The organism is Rhodococcus sp. APC 3903, from assembly GCF_030407755.1.
Classification (GTDB): domain Bacteria; phylum Actinomycetota; class Actinomycetes; order Mycobacteriales; family Mycobacteriaceae; genus Rhodococcus_F; species Rhodococcus_F erythropolis.
Window position 1 is genome coordinate 158,194 of sequence record NZ_JASDCV010000012.1, and the last position, 23,312, is coordinate 181,505.

Below are 23,312 nucleotides of genomic sequence, written 5' to 3' on the forward strand. Positions count from 1 at the left end.
AGGGGAAAACCGCCACTCTGTTGTTTGTTCAGTCCTTGACCTTCGCCATCGCCAGAACGTCGAGACGCTTGTCGAGTTCTTCCTCGCTCAGCTTGTCCGGGACGAGTCCGCGCTCGATGACGACCTGGCGGATCGTCTTCTTCTCTTTGAGCGCCTGCTTCGCGACGGCCGCGGCTTCCTCGTAACCGATCGCCGAGTTGAGGGGCGTCACGATCGACGGTGACGATTCGGCGAGTGTCTTGAGGTGCTCCTCGTGCGCGATCAGTCCGCTGACACACTTGTCGGCGAACAGTCGAGAGACGTTGGCCAGCAAGGTGAACGACTCCAGCAGGTTGCGTGCCATGACCGGGATGTAGACGTTGAGTTCGAACGCTCCGGCAGCGCCGCCCCACGCGATGGCGGCGTCGTTTCCGATCACCTGAGCCGCAACCTGAGTGGTTGCCTCGGGCAGGACCGGGTTCACCTTGCCGGGCATGATCGAGCTACCCGGCTGCAGATCGGGGAGTGCGATCTCGCCGAGTCCGGTCAGCGGACCCGATCCCATCCACCGAATGTCGTTGGCAATCTTCGTCAGTGAGACTGCGATGGTCCGCAGCGCGCCCGATGCTTCGACCAGTCCGTCGCGCGCGGCTTGCGCTTCGAAGCTGTTCTTCGCCGGAGTCAGCGCGTCGACGCCTGTCGACTTGACCAGCTCAGCAACAACTTTGGGGCCGAATCCATCCGGAGCATTGAGACCGGTGCCGACTGCTGTTCCGCCGATCGGCAACTCGCCGAGGCGGGGGAGTGTTGCGTTGACGCGCTCGATGCCGGCCTCGATCTGACGTGCGTAACCGCCGAACTCCTGACCGAGCGTGACCGGCACAGCGTCCATCAGGTGGGTGCGTCCGGATTTGACGACGGTCTTCCACTCGGACGCCTTCGTGGCGAGTGCAGCGTGCAGATGTTCCAGCGCCGGAACAAGATCGGTGACCGCTGCTTCGGTAGCTGCGACATGCGTGGCGGTGGGGAAGGTGTCGTTGGAGGACTGCGACATGTTCACGTGATCATTGGGGTGTACGTCCACACCGGCGGCCTTCGCGATGGACGCGATGACCTCGTTGGCGTTCATGTTCGAGCTGGTTCCCGAGCCGGTCTGGAAGACGTCGATGGGGAACTGATCGTCGTGCTTGCCTTCGGCGATCTCGTTCGCGGCGGCGATGATTGCGTCGGCCTTGTCCGCGTCGAGCAGTCCGAGGTCCTTGTTGACCTGCGCGCACGCTGCTTTCAGCAAGCCCATTGCGCGGATCTGGGTGCGCTCGAGTGGGCGCCCGCTGATCGGGAAGTTCTCGACTGCACGCTGGGTCTGTGCCCGCCACAGTGCGTCGATGGGCACCCGAACTTCGCCCATGGTGTCGTGTTCGATTCGGAACTGTTGATCGTTGCTCTCCGTCATGGCTCCACATTGCCACTTTTGGAGGGCGGGTAGGGGACTACGTCCCCCGTGAGCGGTTAAGGAGTGCAGGGACTCCCTAACCGCTCACGGGGCGGAGCCCATCAGAACGTCGGGGGAACCGCGCCCTCTTCGCCGTCGAAGTCGACGGAGCTGTACTCACGCAGCTTCTCGAGACGGTGGTACGCGTCGATCATGCGAACGGTGCCGGACTTGCTACGCATCACGATGGACTGCGTGCTGGCGCCGCCGCCGTAGTAGCGGACACCGCGCAGCAGGTCACCATCGGTGACGCCCGTGGCGCAGAAGAATACGTTCTCGCCGGAGACGAGATCTTCGGTGGTCAGGATCCGATCGAGATCATGACCGGCGTCGATGGCCTTCTGGCGCTCTTCGTCGTCGGTGGGTGCGAGCTTGCCCTGCAGCGATCCACCCATGCAGCGCATGGCTGCTGCGGCGATGATGCCCTCAGGCGTTCCGCCGATGCCGACGAGCATGTCGGTGCCGGACTCGGGACGCGCTGCGGCGATGGCGCCGGCAACGTCACCGTCGGAGATCAGACGGATACGAGCGCCGGTGTCGCGCACGTCCTGGATCAGCTGGTTGTGACGCGGGCGGTCCAGGATGCAGATCGTGATGTCGGAGACCGACGCCTTCTTGACCTTGGCGACGCGCTTGATGTTCTCGGCGATCGGTGCGCTGATGTCGATGACATCTGCAGCATCCGGTCCGACAGCGATCTTCTCCATGTAGAACACGGCCGACGGATCGAACATCGCGCCGCGCTCGGCAACAGCCAGAACGGAGATCGCGTTGGGCATGCCCTTGGACATCAAGGTGGTGCCGTCGACCGGGTCGACGGCGAAGTCACAGTCGGGACCGTCGCCGTTTCCGACCTCTTCGCCGTTGAACAGCATCGGCGCTTCGTCCTTCTCGCCCTCACCGATGACGACGATGCCGCGCATCGAGACGGAGGAGACGAGCTGACGCATAGCGTCGACGGCTGCTCCGTCGCCGCCTTCCTTGTCGCCGCGGCCTACCCAGCGGCCGGCAGCCATAGCACCGGCTTCGGTGACTCGGACCAATTCGAGTGCGAGGTTACGGTCCGGGGTCTCACGATGAGTGCTGCTGGCCGTCATGTGCGGTGCCTCCTGGCGCGGTCGCGGTCGACGGGGTGTGTCGACGCAGTGGTTTCTTCAGGCGTCATTGTCCCAGATGGGAGCGGCTACGTGCGCTGTCGGGTCGCCGCTGCGACGTTTTGTCTCGCTCGAAGGGGACCGGGAATCGTATCTACTGCGCAGTACCTGGATACTGGGGGTGTGGCATCGAAGAAACCCCGCATTCTCGAAGACAACAAAGACATGGTCTGGTCTCTCGTACCGTTGGTGCTGTTCTGCATCATCATTGCGGGCATCGCCAGCCAGTGCACGTTCAGTCCTGGCGGCCCGACGCAGGGGCCTATCCCGAGCGTCGACGTGGACGCTGCTCTGAACTACGACGCGAAGGAACTCGGATTTCCCATCCGTAATCCCGGTGTTCCGGACGGGTGGACCCCGAACTCCGGCAGTCGCAAAATCATCTCCGGCGACGGTGGCGGAGATTCGAGCACTGTGGGATTCATCACGACCAGCGGTCGCTACATTCAGCTGACACAGAGCAACGCCGAGGAATTCCCGTTGGTGTCACACGTTGCCGGTGGACAGCGATTCGCGACCGGAGTCGAGACCGTCGGCGCCGATACGTGGAACGTCTTCGGCGGCGAAGGTGTCGAGTCGATCTGGGTCACGGACGTCGGGGATGTTCGCCTGTTGCTCACGGGCGCGGCGACGCCGGACGAGTTCCGGATTCTTGCCGAGAAGGTCGGCGCAGCGCAGCCGATCACGCCATAGGATTTCCGGTCGGAGCGGACGTTACTCGTCCGCTTCGGCCAGAGCCTTTTCGACGCGAGCCCTGGCGCCGGCCAAATGCTCTTCACAGCGCTTGGCCAACGCTTCGCCTCGCTCCCACAGTGAGAGTGACGCGTCGAGGTCCAGGCCGCCCTGTTCGAGAATCTTCACGACGCTCACCAATTCGTCGCGGGCTGCTTCGTAGCCGAGTTCGTTGATGTCGGTGTCGGTGGCGTTGCTCATTTTTCTCTTCCAATCACTGCGGCGCGAACGGCGCCGTCTGCAAGTCGAACTCGAATCTGGGTTCCGGGTGGCGCGTCCTCGACCGAGCGCAGAACCTCCGGATCGCCGTCGGCGACAACACGTTGCACGACTGCGTACCCGCGGGCCAGCGTCGCGGCGGGGCCGAGAGTGGTGAGCCGGGCGCGCAGATGCTCGATCGTTCGGGACTCGGAGTCGATCAACCGAGTCACATCGCGTCGCCCGGCGGCCTGGAGCCTTTCGACCTCTTCGGCGCGACGGTCCACCGCGAGCAGCGGTGATGCCATGACCGGTCGAGTGCGCAACTGTTCGATCAGATGAGACTCACGCTTGACCCAGCTGCGCAGTGCCGCAGCGCTGCGGTCACGAAGATCGGCAACCAGAGCAGCTTCCGCAACCGCGTCGGGTACGACGCGCTTGGCCGCGTCGGTGGGTGTGGCTGCGCGCAGGTCGGCGACGTGGTCACTGAGCGGGCTGTCCGGCTCGTGGCCGATGGCACTGACGATCGGCGTCGTGCAGGCCACGATGGCGCGGCACAGCGCTTCGTCGGAGAACGGCAGGAGATCCTCGACGCTACCGCCGCCGCGAGCGAGGATGATGACGTCGACTACCGGGTTGGCGTCGAGTTCCTTCAGCGCTTCGATGATCTGGGGAACAGCAGTGGGGCCCTGCACGGCGGTGTTACGCACCGCGATAGCCACTGCGGGCCAACGACGGTGGGCGACCGAGACGACATCCTTTTCGGCCGCGCTGGCTCGGCCCGTGATCAGGCCGATCGTGCCGGGCAGAAACGGAAGAGGCCGTTTGAGTCTCGGATCGAACAAGCCCTCCGCGGCGAGCAAGGCGCGCAGTCTCTCGATGCGGGCCAGCAGCTCACCGATACCCACGGCGCGAATCTCGGTGACACGCAACGACACCGTTCCGCGTCCGGTGTAGAACGAGAGCTTGCCGAACATCACGACACGCGAGCCCTCGGTCAACGGCACCGGAGAGTTGTGCAACAACTGTGGTGAGCATGTGATCGACAGCGACATGTCTGCCGACGGATCACGCAGAACGAGAAAGGCCGTTCGGGTACCGGGGCGTGCATTGATCTGGGTGATCTGACCTTCGACCCAGATGCTGCCGAGTCGATCGATCCAGCCGGCGACCTTGGCGGAAACCGTGCGGACCGGCCACGGCTGTTCAGCGCTGCTGGCGCCGGACGATCGCTGCGATGAAGCGGGGGGCGTTGCGGAAGTCACTTTGCCTTGGCTGTGGTGATGCGGTTGGTGAGCATGGTCTGGAACGGTGCGCGGGCGAGCGTCGCATTCTCGTAGTCCAGGACGGCGGTCAGCTCGTCGATGCTGAGCGTACGGATGCGCGCACGGAGCTGTGCGAGTGTGAGGTTGGGGTAGTCGAGTTCGGTGACGATCTCGGGCTCTTCGGCAGGTCCGTCCGTCGTAGCTGCCGCGGATTCGGACTCGGCGCCGGGTGCGGGCTCCTCGATGGGGGCAGTCGGCTCGAGCGAGTAGAGCGCGAAGCGTCCGGCGTTGGTCGGGGTGTCAGCGGTGGTCGACCCGGTGGAAGACGCCGAGTCCGCGGGAGCGTCGGCGTCTTCGTCGAAGACCGCCCACTCGGGCTGTTCGTCCTCGGAAGACCAGTTGATCAGTGCAAATGCCTGATCGCCCTTGATCGCCAACGAGGTGATCGACTGCTGCACGCGCATGCTTGTCTGCAGCATCTGGCTCACGGCGGTCATCGGCAGGGCGACAGCGGTGGTGGGCAACTTCTTTGCCTCTTCCATCGCGGTGACGGCGAGTCCCGCGGCAACGCGCGCCACGAACGGTGGTCGGATCATTCCCACAGCTTGCCGCAAAGCTCCGACAATCGGTAGCCGACTTGCCTGTGACGGCCGTACTCGTTTACTTCGGAACCTTCGATCGGAGCCCGAAACCGAGGTGTTCACGTTTGCCGGAGTGTCTCACGTTCGAGGTGCCAGTAGGCTGGTCACATGTCTTCGGCTGTTCCTCTCAATCTCGGTATCGCGCACTCGGCTGATTCGCCGTCCACCCGCAAGGGCAGCGCCAAGCGCGTGCTCCTCGCCGAGCCTCGCGGCTACTGCGCCGGCGTCGACCGCGCGGTCGAGACCGTCGAGAAGGCGCTCGAGAAGCACGGCGCACCCATCTACGTGCGTAAGGAGATCGTCCACAATCGCCACGTCGTCGAGACGCTCGAAGATCAAGGCGTGATCTTCGTCGACGAAACCGACGAGGTTCCGGAAGGATCACTCCTCGTGTTCTCGGCGCACGGTGTGTCTCCGGCCGTCCACGACTCGGCCGCCGAGCGGAACCTGCGCACGATCGACGCTACGTGCCCCCTGGTCACGAAGGTGCACCAGGAAGCAAAGCGATTCGCTCGCGACGATTACGACATTCTCCTCATCGGCCACGAAGGCCACGAGGAGGTCGAGGGCACCGCAGGTGAGGCTCCCGATCACGTCACCATCGTCGACGGCCCGGATTCGGTCGACTCGGTCACGGTTCGGGACGAGGCGAAGGTCATCTGGCTTTCCCAGACCACACTGAGTGTCGACGAGACGATGCAGACTGTCGCGCGCCTGCGTGAGCGTTTCCCCAATCTGCAGGACCCGCCGTCCGACGACATCTGCTACGCCACGCAGAACCGTCAGGTCGCGGTCAAGGCGATGGCCCCCGAGTGCGATCTCGTGATCGTGGTGGGTTCACGGAACTCGTCCAACTCGGTTCGCCTCGTCGAGGTCGCACTCGGGGCGGGCGCTGCCGCGTCGTACCTGGTCGACTACGCCCGTGAGGTCGATCTCGCGTGGCTCGAGGGTGTCCAGACCGTCGGCATCACATCGGGCGCATCAGTGCCCGAGGTGCTCGTGCGCGGCGTGATCGAACTTCTTGCCGAGCACGGATACAACGACGTTCAGCCCGTCACCACAGCCAACGAGACCTTGGTGTTCGCTCTTCCCCGTGAATTGCGAGCAGCGCGCACGTCCTAGAACAAGAAAATGCGGGGCACCTTCCATCTGGAAGGTGCCCCGCATTTTTTGCTACTGGGCTCGTCTGTCAGGGCTCTTCGCGATCGCGATACCGAACTCGCGGCGGCGGATACGCGGGAAGATCGACTCCGGGTGGGCGGCGGCGAGGGGGCAGCGGCGGCGATACGTCGTCACCCGATGCGAAGAAGGGCTCCATCCGCTCCTCACGCCTGGGCGACGGAGCGGGCTCGGGCGCCCGGCGGCGACCGTACGACGGGTAGTCGTCGTCTGCTGTCGGTCTACTGTCCGGCTGAGGGCGACGCGTAGGCGGTTGGTGCGTGCGATCGACCCTGGGCGGCAGGGGGCTTCTCCGGGGCGGCAGCGGGCGATCGTCTTCGATCGGTTCGCGCCGGGGAGCGCTTCGGTAAGCGGGCTGTTCGTCCACCTCGGGGGCGCGGCGACGCGGGGGCCCGGGGACGGGCGCGTCCGAGACTCTGCGGCGACGCCCGGTCTCGGGTGCGGATTGTTCTCGCGTGGCAGCCGCAGAGGAGTCTCGAGTGGCGGTGGCCGAGCGGCGGGAGCGGGTCGAGCGCGCAGGCCCGGTGGGACGCTGATTGAGCAGGAAGTACCGGAAACCGCCGATTATCAGCACGACGACGGTTGCGGCCAACATGATCGGAAAGCGGTTGACCAACGGGTACGCGATGTTGATCGCGATGTCGCGCAGTGCGGTGCTGTTGTCCTTGCCGATGAGCGTGTGCCCGATCGGCACCGCAGCGAAGAGCAGCAACGGAGGTTGGGCCATCGCGGTGAAAAGAGCCTTGTTCGAAGCGGCAACCACAGCGAAGAGACAGCCCAGGAAGTAGAACGTCGAGAACACCGCGGTGAGCTCGCCGCCGCCTCCGGTTGCATCGATCAGTACGCCGACGGCGGTGACACCGGCAGCAAGCAGGATCACTCCCCACCAGGGCAGGCCGGGGACGGTCACGATGAGCGATCGCTTGTCCAGCGGTACCCCGGAGCGAGCACGTTGGGTTGCAGACACATAACGACATTAGCGGTTCTTGCGTTGTCGGCCGTGTTTGTGCGGGTCGTGGCTGGCGCATTTATCGGCGCGATGGCGCGATGGTTTCGGGTTCTTCGCCAAACGAACCGGACGGATTGTGTGCAGGGTCACCGGACGTTCGTGGGTTGGGGCACACCGTCGAAGCCGTCAGCGTGGGAGATCGGCAGTGTCGGTGGGCTGCTCTACCGTCGGATTCATGAAGATTCTGCACACCTCCGATTGGCACATAGGTCGCACCTTTCACGGCGTCGATCTGTTGGCCGATCAGGCGAGTGTGCTCGGTTCCATCGCAGATTCCGTCCGCGAACACGGTGTTGACGTCGTGGTCGTGCCCGGTGACATCTACGACCGCTCAATTCCCAGTTCCGACGCGGTCACGGTGTGCAATCGAGGCTTCGAGGCAATCCGGGCGGCCGGAGCGGTCATCGTCGCCACGTCCGGCAACCACGATTCCGCGGTGCGGCTCGGTGCCGGGGCGTCCTTTGCAGCTGCCGGCGGATTGCACTTGATCACCCGAGTCGGCCAGATCGGTACTCCGGTGATGCTCAGTGATCAGTTCGGGCCGGTCGCGTTTTACGGGATTCCGTATCTCGAGCCGGAGATCACGCGCGTCGAGTTGGACGTGCCCCGGGCTCGTACTCATTCCGACATCCTCGGTGCGGCAATGTCGCGTGTTCGGCGAGATCTCGCCGAACGAACAGCTACCGATCCGTCGACTCGGTCGGTACTGCTCGCGCATGCCTTTGTCGTGGGCGGTGAGGCGTCTGAATCGGAACGCTCCATTTCGGTCGGCGGAGTGGAGACTGTCGCAGTGGGCGAGTTTGCCGGTGTCGACTACGTTGCGCTGGGGCATCTGCATTCGCCCCAGATGCTCTCGGAGAGTGTCCGCTACTCAGGTTCACCGTTGCCGTATTCGTTCGGTGAGCGCAGCCACCGCAAGGCTGCTCTTTTGATCGAACTCGACGCAGCCGGTCTGTCGTCGGCGCAGCGCCTCGATCTTCCGGTGATTCGAGGGCTGAGCCAGGTGACGGGAACTCTCGAGGAACTTCTCACCGAGTCGAAGTACGCCGATTCCGAGCAGTGCTACATCTCCGCTTTGCTCACTGATCCGGTTCGTCCCGTCGATGCCATGAGGCAGCTCCAGGCACGCTTCCCCTTTGCTGTTCACCTCGAATGGCAAAGGCCGGAAGGGCAATCGGATCTCAAGTATCGCGACGCGGTACGGGGTCGAACCGACATGGAGATCGCCCGTGGCTTTGTCTCGGCCGTGCGTAGTGACCCGTCCGAGCGGGAGGTCACGTTGATGGCCGAAGCGCTCAGCGCTGCCGCGCGCGCCGAGGAGTCCACGGTAGAACTGAGTGAAACCGCGTGAGGCTTCACAAACTCGAAGTCAGCTCTTTCGGGCCCTTTGCCGACACTGTCGAGGTCGACTTCGACCGATTGGGTGCAGACGGGCTGTTCCTTCTGCACGGTGACACCGGTGCAGGCAAGACTACGATCCTCGACGCGGTTTCCTTTGCCCTGTACGGGCGGGTTCCGGGTGCGCGCAACGAGGGCAAACGGCTACTGTCCGATCATGCGCCTGCCGGTTCGGTGCCACGCGTGGAACTCGAAGCGACCATCAGTGGTCGCAGAATCAAACTTGTTCGTAGTCCAGAGTATTCGCGCCCGAAGAAGCGTGGCACCGGTTCGATCACGGAGAACGCAAAGGCCACACTGACGTGGTTGGACGGCCGCGGCGAAAACCTTTCGCGCATCCCTGACATCGGTGACGAGATCAACCGCCTCATGGGCATGAGCGCTGATCAGTTCTTCCAGGTGGTGCTCTTGCCGCAGGGTGAGTTCGCCAAATTCTTGCGTGCCGAGAGCGACGAGCGAGGCAAACTGCTCGAGCGTCTGTTCGACACCAAGCGGTTTGTCTCCGTCGAGGCATGGTTCGACGCCAAGCGAAAGGCAAGTGCGACCGCGCTCGCGGCCAGGGAGCAATCCGTGCGGCTGCTGCTCGCGAAGGTCGAGACAGCTGCGGGACTCGAGGTAGGCGCCGAGGCACACCCACTGGAATGGTCGCGCAAACTCCTCGCCGAGGCTCAGGACACCCGCGATGCAAGTCTCGCGGAGCTGGTGACCGCGAAAGATGCAGCAGCCGAGGCTAATCGGGTTCTGTCGGCGGCGCAGCGAACCGCAGATCTGGTAGCTCGCCGTAATCGTGCGACCGCTGAACTCGCAGCATTCAATACGGGCGCCTCCCAAAGAGCTGTGATCGGCGCCGAACTCGAGACCGCCAAGCGCGCACTGCCGGTGGCCGCTGTCGCCGGCGATGTGGACGCTGCCGGCTTGCATCTCGCTGCCGCACTCGAATCGATGACCACAGCGATGTCGACCTACTCCGCACTCGACGGTCCGGAGATTTTTGTGCCGGAGGTGTGGCCACCCACCGACGATGAGCGTCAACGCGTCGTAGCTCGGATCCGGACCTGGCGTGACGAGATCGTTCGCCTGGACGCAATGGCGGAGGACGCTCGCCGAGCCGATGCGGCAGAAGCCGAGATCGAGAAACTCGGAGTTTGGCGAGACTCCCTGTCCGAGCGCATCGATGCCATCGCGGTTGAACGCACACAACTGCCGGAACTGGTGCGCTCGGCCGGCCAACGACTGGAGGATGCGCAACGCGCTCACGCGGCTCTGCCTGGCCTCGAGGCTGCACTCGTAAAAGCGTCGGATGCTGCGACAGCGGCCCATGAAATCGTTTCTCTGCGTGCACAAGCCGAGAAGATTCGTGTGCAGGTGTTGGATGCGCGCGACGCCCATCAGAGTGCTCGCGGGCGCTGGCTCGACCTCGTACAGAAGCGTATCGAGGGCATGGCGGCGGAGTTGGCGAGTTCACTCGCGCCTGGTGACCCATGCCAGGTGTGTGGTTCGCGTGAACACCCTGCGCTGGCTCAGTCGGATGTCGTCACGGTCACCGAGCCCGATCTGGAAGCCGCGTCAGCGGCCGAGCGTGCGGCCGAGAAAGCCCTCAGCAAGGTGGCCGATCGCCAGGTAACCGTCGAACGTGACATCGACCGGGTGATCGCGCGCGGCGGAGACGGCGATTCCGAAGAACTCGACAGGCTCCGCGCCGAGGCACGGAACGCCGTCGACGAGGCGACACACTCTGCCGGTCAGGTTGGAGTGCTGGCACAAAAACTTGCGCAACTCAATGGGCGTGACACCGAACTACAACAGGAATCCGCTTCTCTGACAGCCGAATTGGCGGCACTTGCCGAGCGTAGGACGACTCTGTCAGCGACGGTCGAGCAGATTCGAGCGGCGATCGTTGCTGCGGTGGGAGAAGACTCGACCATCGCTGCTCGGCGCTCGCGGTTCGAAGGCCTTGCATCCGCTGCCACGGCGGCGTCCGAAATGCGCGACGACGCCGTTCGTGCGCAGGCCCGATCGGCGGAACTGTCGGCCAAACTGTCCGCTGCTGCGGCCGCTGCCGGATTCGATTCGGTCGAGGCTGCGATCGGAGGGGTTAGATCGCCTGCCCGAATCGCGGCGATCGAAACGGAACTCGCCAAGGCGCGTGACCTCGAGGTTGCCGCCCGGACTGTCCTCGACGACCCCGAGGTTGTTGCGGTGGGTGAAGTCGAGACCGTCGACGTGGACGGCCCTCGCGGCCTCGCGCTTCAGTGCGCCGAGGTAGTGAACGCGACTGTTGCGGCCGCTTCCCTGGCCGAGAACCGTGTGTCGGATCTCGAACGGTTCAGCGGACAACTCGAGAAGGCCTACGAGGCGGTTGCACCTGAGCGTGAACTGCACGACGAACTCGCTGCCCTCGCAGACGTGATCGCCGGTAAAGGTCAGAACAGTCGCAAGATGTCGCTGCGAGCGTATGTGCTCGCTTCGCGGTTGGAAGAGATCGCCGTGTCGGCATCGGTTCGGCTGCAGCGGATGTCCGGGGGACGGTACGAGTTCGTGCACAGTGACGAGGCAGGATCTCGGGGTCGCCGCGGCGGTCTGGGACTCGACATCCGGGACGACTTCACGGGCGTCGTTCGCTCGGCGAAGACGCTCTCGGGCGGTGAATCATTCTTGGCGTCATTGTCTTTGGCGCTCGGACTCGCCGATGTGGTTGCGGCGGAGTCCGGCGGAATCGTTCTCGACACGATGTTCATCGACGAAGGATTCGGCACCCTCGACGCCGACACCCTCGACTCGGTGATGGCTGTGTTGGACGAGCTTCGCGACGGAGGACGAGTGGTGGGCATCGTCAGTCACGTGGACGAGATGAGGCAGCGAATCCCGAGTCGCCTGCACGTCATTCGCGGACGTGCAGGCTCCTCGGTGAAGGTGATCGCGGGCTGATCAGGCCTTTTTGTTCTCTACCTCTGACTCGGCGTCGTCGTCCTGATCTTCGAGGATGTCCGAGGCATCGCCGGCGGGCATCGGCTCGTTGTCGCTTGCGCGTTCGTCGATCTGCTCTCCGATGTAGCGGATGACAACTGCTGCAACAGCGGCGACGGGCACTGCGAGGAAGGCGCCGACGATGCCGTACAGCGAGCTACCGGCGGCCACGGCAAGCAGCACGATGACGGCGTGGAGTTTCATCGACTTGCTCTGCAGCACAGGCTGAAGGACATTTCCTTCGATCTGCTGAACGGCCAGGATGATGATCAGGACGATGATGGCGGTGGTGAGGCCGTTTGCCACCAACGCAACCAACACGGCCAGGGCGCCGGCGACAAACGCACCGACGATCGGGATGAATCCACCGATGAACGTCAGAATTGCCAGCACCGGTGCCAGCGGGACCCCGAGGATGAGCAATCCGGCGCCGATGAAGACCGCGTCGATCAGGCTCACCAGTGCTTGAGTCCTGATGAATCCGCCGAGCGTGTCCCACATGCGGGTGAGGACCTCTTCGAGATGCCGACCGGCGCGGCCGCCGCCGACAGCGTGCAGCCAGGGGATGAACCTCGGTCCGTCCTTGATGAAGAAGAAGGCGAGAATCAGGACCAAACCGAGCGTGACCAACAACGAGCTCGCCGTGCTCACACCGCTGAAAACGCCTGAAGCGATGGCGGTTCCACTTTCCTGCACCTTCGTGATGACGGCATGGACTGCGTTGTCGATCTGGTCGTCCTTCAGATTCAGTGGCGGACCCTGGAGCCAGTCCTGAACCTGATTGATGCCCTCGGTGGTCTTGTTCGCGAGCTCGGGGGCCTGGCTGACCACTGACGGAACGATGCCTGCGATCACACCGGCCAAGATTCCGATCGAGAGGACCAGGGTGATGCCGGCTGCCGCGGCCGGTGGCATACCGCGCTTGATCATTCCGCGGGTCGGCGGCCACATGACTGTCGCAACGACGATTGCCAGAGCCACCGGCAGGATGATGACCCAGAGCTTTTCGATCAGCCAACCGAAAATCCAGGCGCCCAGCGAAATCGATGCCAACACCAACGACCACTTTGCGAGCCACATACCCCCTTGCCCGATGATCTCGCCGCGGTCGCGCTTTCGCACCCCTGCGGACGTCCCCTTGTCTTGCTCGCTCACTGATCGTCCTTTCCGTCGGCGCAGGGATCTCCTCGCCGATGTGAGAATCCGGTGATCTAGCTGAGCTGATCGTAACGACTGCATGCGATAACTCGTGTGTTGCGCTTCAATACTGTGTTTTGAAGCATGCCAGGCGGACTAACATTTCCGTCATGAGAATCGCAGCAGCAGTCGGGGCAGCAGCAATCGTCGTTCTCGGGCTCACCGCGTGTAGCACCGAGGATCAGGACAACGCGCAGAACAAGATCAGCGAGGCAGTCACGAGCGGGCAGCAGGCGCTCGAGACGGCGAAGCAGTCAGCGGGCAACGCCATCGACCAGGGCAAGACGGCGCTGTTCGTCGCCACCTTCCGTGGGGCTTACGCACCATTGGCGGAGAACCGCGACGACGCAGACATCGAGGAGATCTTGACGACCACGTGCACCGAGGTCGCCAACGGCACGGACGAGGCGGAGGTCAAGTCCAAGATCACCGACCTGGCCGAGAACAACGGCAACAAGCCCACCGACGAGCAGGCCGGCCACATTTACGAACTCGCGAAGGCCACCTGCCCCTGACCGGATTCAGCAGCAGCGGGCGCCCGGGTTGGCGTCGGCTGCTGCATGCCGGCGGCGCCAGAACTCTCGTTCGCTGATCACCGGTGAGTCGGCGTGGTGGCGTCGGGTGTGCTCGACGTAGCGCTGATAGTCGAGATCGCCCATCACCGAGCGAACCCACCACAGCGTTCCGCGGAACGCTGTGGTGAGTTTTGCCGTCATGGTCATGGTCAGTGCCCACCTCCGTGCGCGGCGCCGGGTGCCCGGACTTTCCCGGCTTTGATGAGCTCGTCCCATTCCTTCTGGATTTCCTTCTCCGCGGGCGTCGGAATGAAGCTTGCGGGACCGAAGATCTTCGACGGTTCCTCCGGGGACTCGGTGGTCGGCAGCCCACCGGCCCGGATTGCCTTGGCACATACGATGATCCCGGCGATGACCACGACGATCACCAGAGACGCGAAGATGATCGAGAGCGTGCCCTGAATGAAGGTGTTGCGGATGACGGCATCGATGGCCTCTGGAGTCTTCGCAGAACCGTGCGCCGTCTCACCTGCTGCCTTCGCATCCTTGAACACGTTGTGCTGAGCCCAGTAACCGATCGCGGGGTTGTCGGAGAAGATCTTCTGGTACGACGCGGTCATAGTCACGACCAGGTCCCACACCAATGGCACGCCGGGGATCCAGGCCCATTTGAACAGGCCCTTCTTCATGACGATCGTCATGACCACCGTCAGTGCGATCGCGGCCAGAAGTTGGTTGGCGATGCCGAAGAGCGGGAAGAGCGTGTTGATTCCGCCGAGTGGATCGGTGACACCCATGAGCAGGATCGCGCCCCACGCAGCGACCACGATCAGCGAGCACAGCCACGCACCGATGCGCCACGACGGGTCCTTGAACTTCTTTGCCGGACCGCCGAAGTTGCCGAGCGAGTCCGAGAGCATGAATCGAGCGACGCGAGTGCCGGCATCGATCGTGGTGAGGATGAAGAGAGCCTCGAACATGATCGCGAAGTGGTACCAGAACGATTTCAGCGAGTCGCCGCCGAAGACGTCGCTGAGCACTTCGGACATGCCGAACGCGAGCGTCGGGGCGCCGCCGGTTCTCGAGATGATCGATTCTTCCCCGACGGCCTCGGCTGCCTGCGTCAGCACGTCCGGTGTGATGGGGGCGGTGCCGAGGGGCAGATTGTTGACGTATTCGGCTGCGGTTTCCGGTGTTCCACCGGTCAGCGCCGCGGGAGCGTTGAGTGCGAAGTACAGGTGCTGATCGAGGATGCAGGCGGTGACCAGAGCCATGATCGCGACAAACGATTCGGTCAGCATGCCGCCGTACCCGATCATCTTGGTCTGGCTTTCCTTCTCTAGCAGCTTCGGCGTCGTGCCGGACGCGATCAGCGCGTGGAAGCCCGAGAGTGCGCCACAGGCAATGGTGATGAATAGGAACGGGAACAATGAACCGGCAAAGGCCGGGCCTTCGCCGTTGGAGGCGAACGGCGTCACTGCAGGCATGTTCAGCGCGGGTCGTGCGACCAGAATTCCGATGGCCAGCAATGCGATGGTGCCGACCTTCATGAACGTCGACAAGTAGTCGCGCGGTGCCAGGAGCAGCCAGACCGGCAGCACCGAAGCGGCGAATCCGTACGCGATCATCAGCCACGCAATGGTGACCTTCGAGAGTGTGAACCAGTCTGCGCCCCAACCGGTATCGGCTACCCAACCACCGGAGACGATGGCCAGGAGGAGTAGGACGACGCCGATCAGGGAGACTTCGGAAACCTTGCCCGGCCGCAGATACCGCAGGTACACGCCCATGAACAGGGCGATGGGGATGGTCATCGCGATCGAGAACACACCCCACGGGGACTCGGCGAGCGCATTGACGACCACAAGTCCGAGCACCGCGATGAGGATGATCATGATGACGAACACGCCGATCAATGCGGCGACGCCGCCGACGAGGCCGAGTTCTTCGCGGGCCATCTGACCGAGGCTGCGCCCGCGGCGCTTCGACGAGATCCACAGGACCATGAAGTCCTGCACCGCCCCGGCGAACACCACGCCGACGATGATCCAGATCGTTCCCGGAAGATATCCCATCTGCGCGGCCAGGACGGGTCCGACCAGGGGACCGGCACCGGCGATTGCCGCGAAGTGGTGACCGAACAGCACCCGACGGTCGGTCGGCATGTAGTCGGCGCCGTTCTCCATGATTTCGGCGGGAGTGGCGACGTCGTCGCGGGGCTTGACGATCTTGCGTTCGATCAACCGCGCATAGAAGCGGTAGGCGATCAGATAGGTACAGATTGCGGCCAACACGAACCACACGGCGCTGATGTGTTCACCGCGGACGATCGCAATCATGTACCAGGAGCCCGCGCCGACCAGTCCGAGAACGAGGAAGACGACGCGCGCAGTGGTGGAAATGGGTGTTTTGTCGATGACGCCGACAGGTGGCAGGTCAGGATCGGTTTTCAGGTACTCGACATTTGGTTCCGGCGCAGTCGTCAAGCTCATCGTCGAACTCCGTCCACTAGTGCAGTGTGGCCGCCGTCACAGCGGGCCATCTGTCACTGTAGGACCAGACGGGTGAATCCGCGCGATCTGTGGCGCGGGAGTCGACCGGCGTCAGAATCGGTGAGCGTCGGCGTCGATCCAATCGGTGAGCCAGCTCTGCGGCGGGGAGTCGAGCAGTTCGCCCGGCATCAGCCAGTCGAACAGGTCGGCATAGGTACGCGTGGTGAGACACTCGACGCGGCGGTTGAGCATTCCCGGTTGCAGTTGGTCGAACGAATCGATGCCCATCGACGCGATCATCTGTTGTGCGCTGGCGACAGTTGCCTTCTGGAAGCGGTAGACGCGCTCGCTCTTGTCGGGGATGTCGAGTGCGCGGGTGCGCGCCGGATCCTGAGTGGCAACGCCGACCGGGCAGCGGTTTGTGTGGCACATCTGGGCCTGAATGCAGCCCACTGCGAACATCATTGCGCGGGCAGCCATCGTGAAGTCTGCGCCTTGGATGATGCGTTTGACGATGTCGGAACCGCTCGCCACCTTTCCGGAAGCGCCGACTTTCACGAGAGCGCGCAGACCGGTTCCTACCAAGGCGTTGTGCACGAGCATCAGGCCTTCGGTCAACGGCATGCCCATGTGGTCCTCGAATTCCACCGGACCTGCGCCGGTGCCGCCTTCGGAACCGTCGACGATGATGAAGTCCGGCGTGATGCCGCGTTCGATCATCGCCTTGCAGATTCCGAGGAATTCGCGACGCGAGCCGACGCACAGTTTCATCCCGACCGGCTTGCCGCCCGACAGTTTGCGCAGGGTCGCGATGAAATCGACCAGTTCGACCGGGGTGCTGAACGCGGTGTGCGCGGGTGGCGAAATCACGGTCTGGCCGACGGGTACCCCGCGGGTTTCGGCGATTTCGGGGGAGACCTTGACTCCGGGAAGCACGCCACCCAACCCGGGTTTCGCACCTTGCGAGAGCTTGATCGAAATGGCCTTCACCTGATCGAGGCCGGCACGCTCGGCAAACCGGTCAGGATCGAATCGGCCGCCCTCGGTTCGGCATCCGAAGTATCCCGAGGCAATTTCCCAGATCAGATCGCCGCCGTGTTTGCGGTGATACGGACTGATCGCGCCTTCGCCGGTGTCGTGGGCGAAGCCGCCTTTGGCGGCGCCGGCGTTGAGGGCCTCGATTGCGTTGGCGGACAACGACCCAAAGCTCATCGCGGAGACGTTCAAGAGAGCGATGTCGTACGGCTTCGTGCAATCGCGTCCGCCGAGGCGAACTCGCGGAACGGTGTCGGGGGCGGTCCGTGCGCGAATCGAATGCGTCATGAACTCGTAGCCGATCGCATTGACGTCGCGCTCGGTCCCGAAGGGCTCTTCCGCCAGTGTTCCCTTTGCACGCTCGTAAACCAGATCTCGCGTTTCGCGATCGAATGGCATTCCATCGGTGGATGATTCGACGAAGTACTGCTGGATCTCCGGTCGAATCTTCTCGAGGAGGAATCGCGCGTGCCCCAGGACCGGATAGTTACGGAGGATGCTGTGGGACTTCTGAGTGAGGTCGCAGGTGCCCATCGCCGCCAGCGCGAGAGTGACGACAGCGATCACCCACCATCCGGGCGAGGCGACAATTGCGAGCGCGGCGGTGCCGAGACCCACTATCCATATCAAGAGCACGATCAGCATCCGAGTCACCTCGAGAGCGTAGGCGCCCACTGTGACACGGCAGCGGTAAGTCTCCACTAGGTTCTGCGATAGAGAACCGAATCCGACTCTTTGGGGGAATGATGACCGAACCGCAATATCCGACCGACCCGCAGGATCCGAAGGAGCAGCAGTATCCGGCGGGCCAGCAGTATTCAGCCGGTCAGCAATATTCAGCAGGCCAGGAGTATCCGACGGGCCAGCAGTACCCGACCGACCCACAGTACTCAGCCGGACAGCAGTATCCGACCGGTCAGCAGTACAGCGCGACCCAGCAGTACAGCGCCGCACCCACGTACGCGGCGCCTCAGTACGGTCCGCCGAAGTCCAACGCGGGATGGGCCGTCGCGTCGATCATCTTCTTCTGGCCTATCGCGTTCGCCGCGTTCAACCATCTCCACGACATCTACCCGAAGTGGGCGATGGGCGATCACCAGGGCGCGCAGTACGCGTCCGAGCGCGTGAAGAAGCTCGGGCAGATCTCGCTCCTCATAGCCGTCATCTGCTGGGTGCTGTTCATCGCGTTCTACGTCATCTTCCTGGTTGCGATCGTGTCGTCCGTCGATTCGTATACCTACAACTGATCACCTGCCGCGACGTGACGGTGGGGCGAGTACCCGTCACGTCGCTGCGAGGCCGTAGAATCCACAGACCGTGAGCCTTACCCTCGGAATCGTCGGACTGCCCAACGTCGGCAAGTCCACCCTTTTCAATGCACTGACCAACAACGACGTGTTGGCAGCGAACTACCCGTTCGCGACCATCGAACCCAACGTCGGCCTGGTCGAGCTGCCCGATCCGCGGCTGCAGAAGCTCGCCGAGATCTTCGGCTCCGAGCGCATCCTCCCCGCGACCGTGTCGTTCGTCGACATCGCGGGAATCGTGAAGGGCGCGTCCGAGGGCGCAGGCCTTGGCAACAAGTTCCTGGCCAACATCCGTGAAGCGGACGCCATCTGCCAGGTAGTTCGCGTCTTCGCCGACGACGACGTCATCCACGTCGACGGCAAGGTCGACCCGGCCTCCGATATCGAAGTCATCGAGACCGAGCTCGTGATCGCCGACATGCAGACCTTGGAGAAGGCGCTCCCGCGTCTGGACAAGGAAGCTCGCAAGAACAAGGAGCTCAAGCCGGCCCACGACGAGGCACTCAAGGCTCAGGCCTTCCTCAACGAGGGCACGACGCTGTTCAGCGTCAAGGACAAGCTCGACTTCTCGCTGCTGCGTGAACTGAGCCTGCTCACCACCAAGCCCTTCCTGTACGTCTTCAACGCCGACGAGTCTGTGCTCACCGACGCAGCGAAGGTTGCGGAATTGCGCGCATCCGTCGCACCGGCCGACGCTGTGTTCCTCGACGCGAAGGTCGAGCAGGAACTCCTCGAGCTCGACGAGGAAGACCGCCAGGAAATGCTCGACTCGATCGGTCAGACCGAGCCGGGCCTGCACGCTCTCGCGCGCACCGGCTTCCACACCCTCGGACTGCAGACCTACCTAACGGCTGGTCCGAAGGAAGCTCGCGCCTGGACCATCCACAAGGGTGACACCGCGCCCCAGGCTGCCGGCGTCATTCACACCGACTTCGAGCGCGGCTTCATCAAGGCTGAAATCGTGTCCTTCGATGACCTCGTCGAGGCCGGTTCCATGGCCGCAGCCAAGGCTGCAGGCAAGGTCCGCATGGAGGGCAAGGAATACGTCATGGCCGACGGCGATGTGGTGGAGTTCCGCTTCAACGTCTAAATCCGGCTTCTGGTCCTCACCCCACGGGTAACTCGCTGAGCGTCCGACGTGTCACAAACCGCCGCGCTCTCCCAGTCAACGGGTCGGTGAATTCGAGTTCCCTCGCGAGCAATTGGAGTGGGAGGGAATGATCGTCCGGGGCGTCGGGAAGCAGGTCGGGGTATCGCCGGTCGCCCAGGATCCCGGCGCCGAGAGCTGCCAGATGCACCCGTAACTGGTGCATCCGTCCGGACTGCGGACGTAGAACCGTGTGCAGCACAGTACGTCCGGAGGCGCTCACGCCCATCCCTCGCGCCTCGATCATGGTCTCGGAGTTGGGTTCACGGCTGTCGTCGACGACGACCCGCAACTCGCCGCGTCGAGCTTCGATGTGGTTGCGGTAAACGAGAGGGACGTCGAGCGCTGGCGCATCCTGGCCCCACCGGGACGGTCGCGCCGACACCGCCTCGTAGACCTTCGTGACCTGCCGCTTCTCGAACAGTGACTGGTACGCGCCGCGCGTCGCGGGGCGGGCCGAGAACATCACCACCCCTGCGGTGCCGCGGTCGAGTCTATGGATCGGGGTCAGATCTGGGTTGTCGAGCCGGACCCGCAGTCGGACGAGCGCCGACTCGCGGAGGTAGCGCCCGCTGGGGGTGGTCGGGAGAAAATGGGGCTTGTCGATGACGACGAGATCGTCGTCGAGGTGCAGGATCTCCTCGCGGAACGGCACCGGGTCCTCCGCCGGTAACTCGCGGTAGTACCAGACGAACCGGTGCGCGCTGAGCTCGGTGCTCCGGCAGATCGGGTGGCCGTCGATACCCACGAACTCGCCGTCGTCGAACCGCCGATACAGGTTTTCGGCGTCCAGATGGTCGAACTTGGCTACGACGTACTCGGCGATCGTCGTCCATGGCCCAGAGAGCGGGATGCGTAGACGCGTCGGGCCAACCCCGTTCTTGACGGGCAGCGGTGGGGACATGGACACACAGGTAATCATCCCATCGACTGCTGGTCAGCGGTGATTCGGTGCGGCCTGGCCGGAGACGTCCCCGCGGGGACGTGGGGACCAACTCGGAGCGGTGATCACCAGAGATCGTCGAGTCGAAAATCAGTAGCGCAGGCGAGATGTGGGCCCGTATGGTTCGGCAGAGAAAGGTCGCAGTCGAAAAGCACTGCGGTCCATACCTTCTGTAGCTCAATTGGTGAGAGCACCCGACTGTGACTCGGGCGACGGCGGATCGTAACCGCCCAGAGGGACTCAGTTCAGATACGGCTGACGTGAGGACTCTAGGCGCAGAGACCGGCAGCCCTTTGCCTGCACAGTTGTCGAACGAGCCTCAGCCGGTATTCCCTGAATCGCCGAACAGCATTCCAGTCACCCGCCATTTCCGCGTCGGCAAGTAGGTATTCGCAGTTGTCCAACTGATCCTTCAAAGACATCATCAGAATTCACCTCCGATCGCCCGAGCAAGTACCTGTCCAGGATGCGTCCGGCGACACCCCGCGGACATCGGCCGAAGTACCTGTTCAGGTACCTGCTTCGGTGTGCGGTGGAGGTTACTTCTTGACCGCAGGCGCTGGTAGCGGCATACCGCGCTCGGACAGGACGGCGCGGAGACGGTCAGGGTAATCGGTGATGATTCCGTCGACACCCAGGTCTATGAGGGCGTGCATGGTGGCGGGATCATCGACGGTCCACGGGATGACCTTCATGCCACGCGCATGTGCGCTCGCGATCATGTCGGCTGTCGGGTACAAGGCGAAGCCGGGGTCGCCGACCTTTCCACCCTGGGGAGTTCCTTGGACAGGGGAGTAGGCGGAGGCGCCGAAGGTTGCCACCGCCGAGATGCCGTCGCCACCGAAATCATCGATGTCCAGACCGCCGAGCCACGGTGACGCTCCGTCCTTGCCTACCTGGAGAAAGTCACCGTTGGTGAGCGCGACCACGGGCACACTCGGCGCGAGTTGACGGGTGAGCATGAGCGAGCCCCAGTCGAAGCTCTGAATGGTGACGCTGTCCAACAATCCGGCTGCCCGGATCGTATCGAGGACTACAGAGACGAACTGCTCACGCGGGGCGGTCTCGTGGGGCGCTCCCGCTTCCACCTTGGTCTCGATGTTGAGCTTGATTCCGGGTGCGTTGTACGACTTCACCAGAGCGAGCACTTCTTCGAGTGTCTGCATATTCGCTCCCGGAACATTTTGCTGCTCAGGGTATCCGGCAAGGGGGAGCGTGCCACAGTCCATGGTCTTGATCTGTTGCAGGCTCAGCGTGTTGACGAATTTGCCGACGTACGGGAACTCCGGGTCGCCGGTAGTGGCGGGCTTGGTGTCGAGGCATTTCTTGTTCGAGATCTTACGATCGTGCGTGACGACAGCGATCCCGTCTTCGGTGATCTGGGTATCGAGTTCCAGTGTGCTGACGCCCATTTCGAGAGCATTGGAGAACGCGGCCAGGCTGCTCTCCGTGTACAGGCCGAGCCCGCCGCGGTGGGCTTGGACGTCGAACGTCGAAACCGGTTGGGGTGCTGAACTACCGAACGAACCGGACCAGTCGAGACTGCCGGTTGGCGATGCGCCGGCCGGGGTCGCCAGGGCGGTGAGGGGGAGTGCGACGGTCACGGCGGCACACGACAATATTCTGCTCAGTTGCATGAAAGGAACGTAAGGGCGTCGAATGGCTCGCCGGGGTTCGTTAGGTAAACTAACGGTAAAAGTCAGGCTGCGTGAACGCGCTGCTCGACGCCGTTTGCCTGGACCTTCATCCACGACGCCAGAAGCTCGCACCCGGTCAGTCCGCTCTCGTCGAGAGGTTCGATCGCGTAGCTGATGTGTCTACCGCCGCGAGGGTTCTCCAGCTGAAAGCGGTTCAGGTTCAACCGCGTCGGCAGATAGCCGAGGACTTCGAGGAACGCGGTGCGAATGCGTCGTAGATCGGTGCGCCACTGTTTCGGACTGAAACGAGTCTTCTGCGCATTCTGGAAAGCATTGCTACGAAGTAGTTCCCAAACTTTTTGTGCCCACACGCGTGCCTGGGAGAAGGACATCCAGCGCGTCAAGTCTGCGATGTCGCGAATGTAGCTGTCGTCGCTGGCATTACAGATCATGTCCTGTGGGTGCCCGATCCACTTGACCGGAATCCACGGCTGGACTTGGGGTCCGTCGCCGGCAACTCCGTGTCCCTCGCAACCTTCGATGACGCCGGTCGGTTGTTGTGGATCGGAGATCAGTCCGACTCCGATGATGTTGGCGCCGTTCAGCGTCGGAGAAGTCGTCGGAGAAGTCGATGTCGGGAGTGCCGCGCGGATCACGGTGCATCCCTGTGAGTATCCGATCAGCATGACTGGGCCGTCTGTCTCTGCGATTGCGGTCGAGAGGGCCTTCACACCCATCGCGGTGCTGTGCCGAAAGCTCAGGCCGCCGTCGGCGACCGGGCCATACGACGCGGGATAGGCGACCCAGCGAGAATCGAATCGACTGTCGAGTTCGTCGGTGACGGCACTGAGGAGTCCGCGCACACGCGCGCCGTGGTCGCCGACGTGGGATTCGCCGGTGCCGCCAACTGCAAGAACGGTTACCTCAGCCATGCCAGCGATGATCCACGTCGATTCTGAGAGGCCGGCATCCAAACCCTGAGAAGAGGCTGGCAATCCGTTGTGCTGCGAAATCGTTATCGAGCG

The 23,312-nt window shown here is 63.3% G+C and carries 20 protein-coding genes and 1 tRNA gene; 8 read left to right on the top strand and 13 right to left on the bottom strand.

From position 1 onward, the window contains the following. Positions 1 to 28: 28 nt before the first annotated feature. On the bottom strand, positions 29 to 1,432 hold the full coding sequence (locus tag QMA15_RS18705; RefSeq protein WP_290285797.1) for a class II fumarate hydratase: 1,404 nt from the start codon (positions 1,430 to 1,432) through the stop codon (positions 29 to 31). 101 nt (positions 1,433 to 1,533) lie between these two features. Continuing rightward, a complete protein-coding gene (glpX, locus tag QMA15_RS18710; protein WP_019744581.1) occupies positions 1,534 to 2,568 on the bottom strand; it encodes a class II fructose-bisphosphatase in 1,035 nt (344 codons plus the stop codon). A 180-nt stretch (positions 2,569 to 2,748) separates the two neighbouring features. On the opposite strand from glpX, the gene QMA15_RS18715 reads away from it, so the two are divergent. Continuing rightward, positions 2,749 to 3,318 (top strand): DUF4245 domain-containing protein, encoded by a 570-nt coding sequence (locus QMA15_RS18715; RefSeq protein ID WP_029255848.1) that lies wholly within the window; start codon positions 2,749 to 2,751, stop codon positions 3,316 to 3,318. A gap of 21 nt (positions 3,319 to 3,339) precedes the next feature. Here QMA15_RS18715 and QMA15_RS18720 read toward each other — a convergent pair whose 3' ends face one another. From QMA15_RS18720 to QMA15_RS18730, 3 genes are read right to left on the bottom strand one after another with little or no spacing between them, the layout of a single operon-like run. Continuing rightward, on the bottom strand, positions 3,340 to 3,558 hold the full coding sequence (locus QMA15_RS18720) for an exodeoxyribonuclease VII small subunit (RefSeq protein ID WP_003945276.1): 219 nt from the start codon (positions 3,556 to 3,558) through the stop codon (positions 3,340 to 3,342). Continuing rightward, complete coding sequence (gene xseA, locus QMA15_RS18725) at positions 3,555 to 4,820, bottom strand: exodeoxyribonuclease VII large subunit (protein WP_290285802.1); 1,266 nt, start codon at positions 4,818 to 4,820, stop codon at positions 3,555 to 3,557. Before xseA ends, QMA15_RS18720 begins: the two co-directional genes overlap by 4 nt. Then, positions 4,817 to 5,416 carry a lipid droplet-associated protein gene (locus tag QMA15_RS18730; protein ID WP_113683167.1) on the bottom strand — a complete coding sequence of 200 codons (600 nt, stop codon included), beginning with the start codon at positions 5,414 to 5,416 and terminating at the stop codon, positions 4,817 to 4,819. Before QMA15_RS18730 ends, xseA begins: the two co-directional genes overlap by 4 nt. Before the next feature lie 153 nt (positions 5,417 to 5,569). Between QMA15_RS18730 and QMA15_RS18735 the strand changes: the two genes are divergently transcribed. Next, entirely contained in the window at positions 5,570 to 6,583 is a 1,014-nt protein-coding gene (locus QMA15_RS18735; protein ID WP_021332759.1) for a 4-hydroxy-3-methylbut-2-enyl diphosphate reductase, read from the top strand. 67 nt (positions 6,584 to 6,650) lie between these two features. Here QMA15_RS18735 and QMA15_RS18740 read toward each other — a convergent pair whose 3' ends face one another. Beyond that, positions 6,651 to 7,607 carry a DUF6542 domain-containing protein gene (locus QMA15_RS18740; RefSeq protein WP_172933073.1) on the bottom strand — a complete coding sequence of 319 codons (957 nt, stop codon included), beginning with the start codon at positions 7,605 to 7,607 and terminating at the stop codon, positions 6,651 to 6,653. Positions 7,608 to 7,824: 217 nt separating this feature from the next. Between QMA15_RS18740 and QMA15_RS18745 the strand changes: the two genes are divergently transcribed. Together QMA15_RS18745 and QMA15_RS18750 are read left to right on the top strand one after the other, a co-directional pair. Beyond that, positions 7,825 to 9,000, top strand: coding sequence for an exonuclease SbcCD subunit D (locus QMA15_RS18745; protein ID WP_290285809.1), 1,176 nt, complete (start codon positions 7,825 to 7,827; stop codon positions 8,998 to 9,000). Then, positions 8,997 to 11,975 (top strand): SMC family ATPase, encoded by a 2,979-nt coding sequence (locus tag QMA15_RS18750; protein ID WP_290285811.1) that lies wholly within the window; start codon positions 8,997 to 8,999, stop codon positions 11,973 to 11,975. Before QMA15_RS18745 ends, QMA15_RS18750 begins: the two co-directional genes overlap by 4 nt. On the opposite strand, the gene QMA15_RS18755 is transcribed toward QMA15_RS18750, so the two are convergent. Continuing rightward, complete coding sequence (locus QMA15_RS18755; RefSeq protein WP_003945249.1) at positions 11,976 to 13,169, bottom strand: AI-2E family transporter; 1,194 nt, start codon at positions 13,167 to 13,169, stop codon at positions 11,976 to 11,978. 152 nt (positions 13,170 to 13,321) lie between these two features. Here QMA15_RS18755 and QMA15_RS18760 point away from each other — a divergent pair, with 152 nt between their 5' ends. Next, positions 13,322 to 13,726 (top strand): hypothetical protein, encoded by a 405-nt coding sequence (locus QMA15_RS18760; RefSeq protein WP_019744573.1) that lies wholly within the window; start codon positions 13,322 to 13,324, stop codon positions 13,724 to 13,726. 6 nt (positions 13,727 to 13,732) lie between these two features. On the opposite strand, the gene QMA15_RS18765 is transcribed toward QMA15_RS18760, so the two are convergent. The 3 genes from QMA15_RS18765 to QMA15_RS18775 all read right to left on the bottom strand — a co-directional run bounded on the left by QMA15_RS18765 (position 13,733) and on the right by QMA15_RS18775 (position 17,907). After that, on the bottom strand, positions 13,733 to 13,933 hold the full coding sequence (locus tag QMA15_RS18765; RefSeq protein ID WP_019744572.1) for a YbdD/YjiX family protein: 201 nt from the start codon (positions 13,931 to 13,933) through the stop codon (positions 13,733 to 13,735). Positions 13,934 to 13,935: 2 nt separating this feature from the next. Further along, positions 13,936 to 16,218 (bottom strand): carbon starvation CstA family protein, encoded by a 2,283-nt coding sequence (locus QMA15_RS18770; protein ID WP_019744571.1) that lies wholly within the window; start codon positions 16,216 to 16,218, stop codon positions 13,936 to 13,938. A 111-nt stretch (positions 16,219 to 16,329) separates the two neighbouring features. Next, entirely contained in the window at positions 16,330 to 17,907 is a 1,578-nt protein-coding gene (locus tag QMA15_RS18775; protein WP_290285815.1) for an FMN-binding glutamate synthase family protein, read from the bottom strand. 89 nt (positions 17,908 to 17,996) lie between these two features. Here QMA15_RS18775 and QMA15_RS18780 point away from each other — a divergent pair, with 89 nt between their 5' ends. Both QMA15_RS18780 and ychF read left to right on the top strand, forming a co-directional pair. Beyond that, complete coding sequence (locus QMA15_RS18780; RefSeq protein ID WP_019744569.1) at positions 17,997 to 18,500, top strand: CD225/dispanin family protein; 504 nt, start codon at positions 17,997 to 17,999, stop codon at positions 18,498 to 18,500. Positions 18,501 to 18,570: 70 nt separating this feature from the next. Next, entirely contained in the window at positions 18,571 to 19,650 is a 1,080-nt protein-coding gene (ychF, locus tag QMA15_RS18785; protein WP_019744568.1) for a redox-regulated ATPase YchF, read from the top strand. A 16-nt stretch (positions 19,651 to 19,666) separates the two neighbouring features. Here ychF and QMA15_RS18790 read toward each other — a convergent pair whose 3' ends face one another. Then, positions 19,667 to 20,629 carry a pseudouridine synthase gene (locus QMA15_RS18790; protein ID WP_290285819.1) on the bottom strand — a complete coding sequence of 321 codons (963 nt, stop codon included), beginning with the start codon at positions 20,627 to 20,629 and terminating at the stop codon, positions 19,667 to 19,669. Positions 20,630 to 20,816: 187 nt separating this feature from the next. Here QMA15_RS18790 and QMA15_RS18795 point away from each other — a divergent pair. Then, a tRNA-His gene (locus QMA15_RS18795) sits at positions 20,817 to 20,889 on the top strand. 300 nt (positions 20,890 to 21,189) lie between these two features. Here QMA15_RS18795 and QMA15_RS18800 read toward each other — a convergent pair. Continuing rightward, positions 21,190 to 22,254 carry a glycerophosphodiester phosphodiesterase family protein gene (locus QMA15_RS18800; RefSeq protein WP_290285821.1) on the bottom strand — a complete coding sequence of 355 codons (1,065 nt, stop codon included), beginning with the start codon at positions 22,252 to 22,254 and terminating at the stop codon, positions 21,190 to 21,192. Positions 22,255 to 22,349: 95 nt separating this feature from the next. Then, positions 22,350 to 23,219 (bottom strand): PE-PPE domain-containing protein, encoded by an 870-nt coding sequence (locus QMA15_RS18805; protein ID WP_290285823.1) that lies wholly within the window; start codon positions 23,217 to 23,219, stop codon positions 22,350 to 22,352. Between the last annotated feature and the right edge of the window lie 93 nt (positions 23,220 to 23,312).

Excerpts from the sequence above, each read along its gene's own strand:
- QMA15_RS18705 (WP_290285797.1), bottom strand. The coding sequence starts at position 1,432 with ATGACGGAGAGCAACGATCAACAGTTCCGAATCGAACACGACACCATG.
- glpX (WP_019744581.1), bottom strand. The coding sequence starts at position 2,568 with ATGACGGCCAGCAGCACTCATCGTGAGACCCCGGACCGTAACCTCGCA.
- QMA15_RS18720 (WP_003945276.1), bottom strand. The coding sequence starts at position 3,558 with ATGAGCAACGCCACCGACACCGACATCAACGAACTCGGCTACGAAGCA.
- QMA15_RS18730 (WP_113683167.1), bottom strand. The coding sequence starts at position 5,416 with ATGATCCGACCACCGTTCGTGGCGCGCGTTGCCGCGGGACTCGCCGTC.
- QMA15_RS18735 (WP_021332759.1), top strand. The coding sequence starts at position 5,570 with ATGTCTTCGGCTGTTCCTCTCAATCTCGGTATCGCGCACTCGGCTGAT.
- QMA15_RS18745 (WP_290285809.1), top strand. The coding sequence starts at position 7,825 with ATGAAGATTCTGCACACCTCCGATTGGCACATAGGTCGCACCTTTCAC.
- QMA15_RS18760 (WP_019744573.1), top strand. The coding sequence starts at position 13,322 with ATGAGAATCGCAGCAGCAGTCGGGGCAGCAGCAATCGTCGTTCTCGGG.
- QMA15_RS18765 (WP_019744572.1), bottom strand. The coding sequence starts at position 13,933 with ATGACCATGACGGCAAAACTCACCACAGCGTTCCGCGGAACGCTGTGG.
- QMA15_RS18770 (WP_019744571.1), bottom strand. The coding sequence starts at position 16,218 with ATGAGCTTGACGACTGCGCCGGAACCAAATGTCGAGTACCTGAAAACC.
- QMA15_RS18780 (WP_019744569.1), top strand. The coding sequence starts at position 17,997 with ATGATGACCGAACCGCAATATCCGACCGACCCGCAGGATCCGAAGGAG.
- QMA15_RS18790 (WP_290285819.1), bottom strand. The coding sequence starts at position 20,629 with ATGATTACCTGTGTGTCCATGTCCCCACCGCTGCCCGTCAAGAACGGG.
- QMA15_RS18805 (WP_290285823.1), bottom strand. The coding sequence starts at position 23,219 with ATGGCTGAGGTAACCGTTCTTGCAGTTGGCGGCACCGGCGAATCCCAC.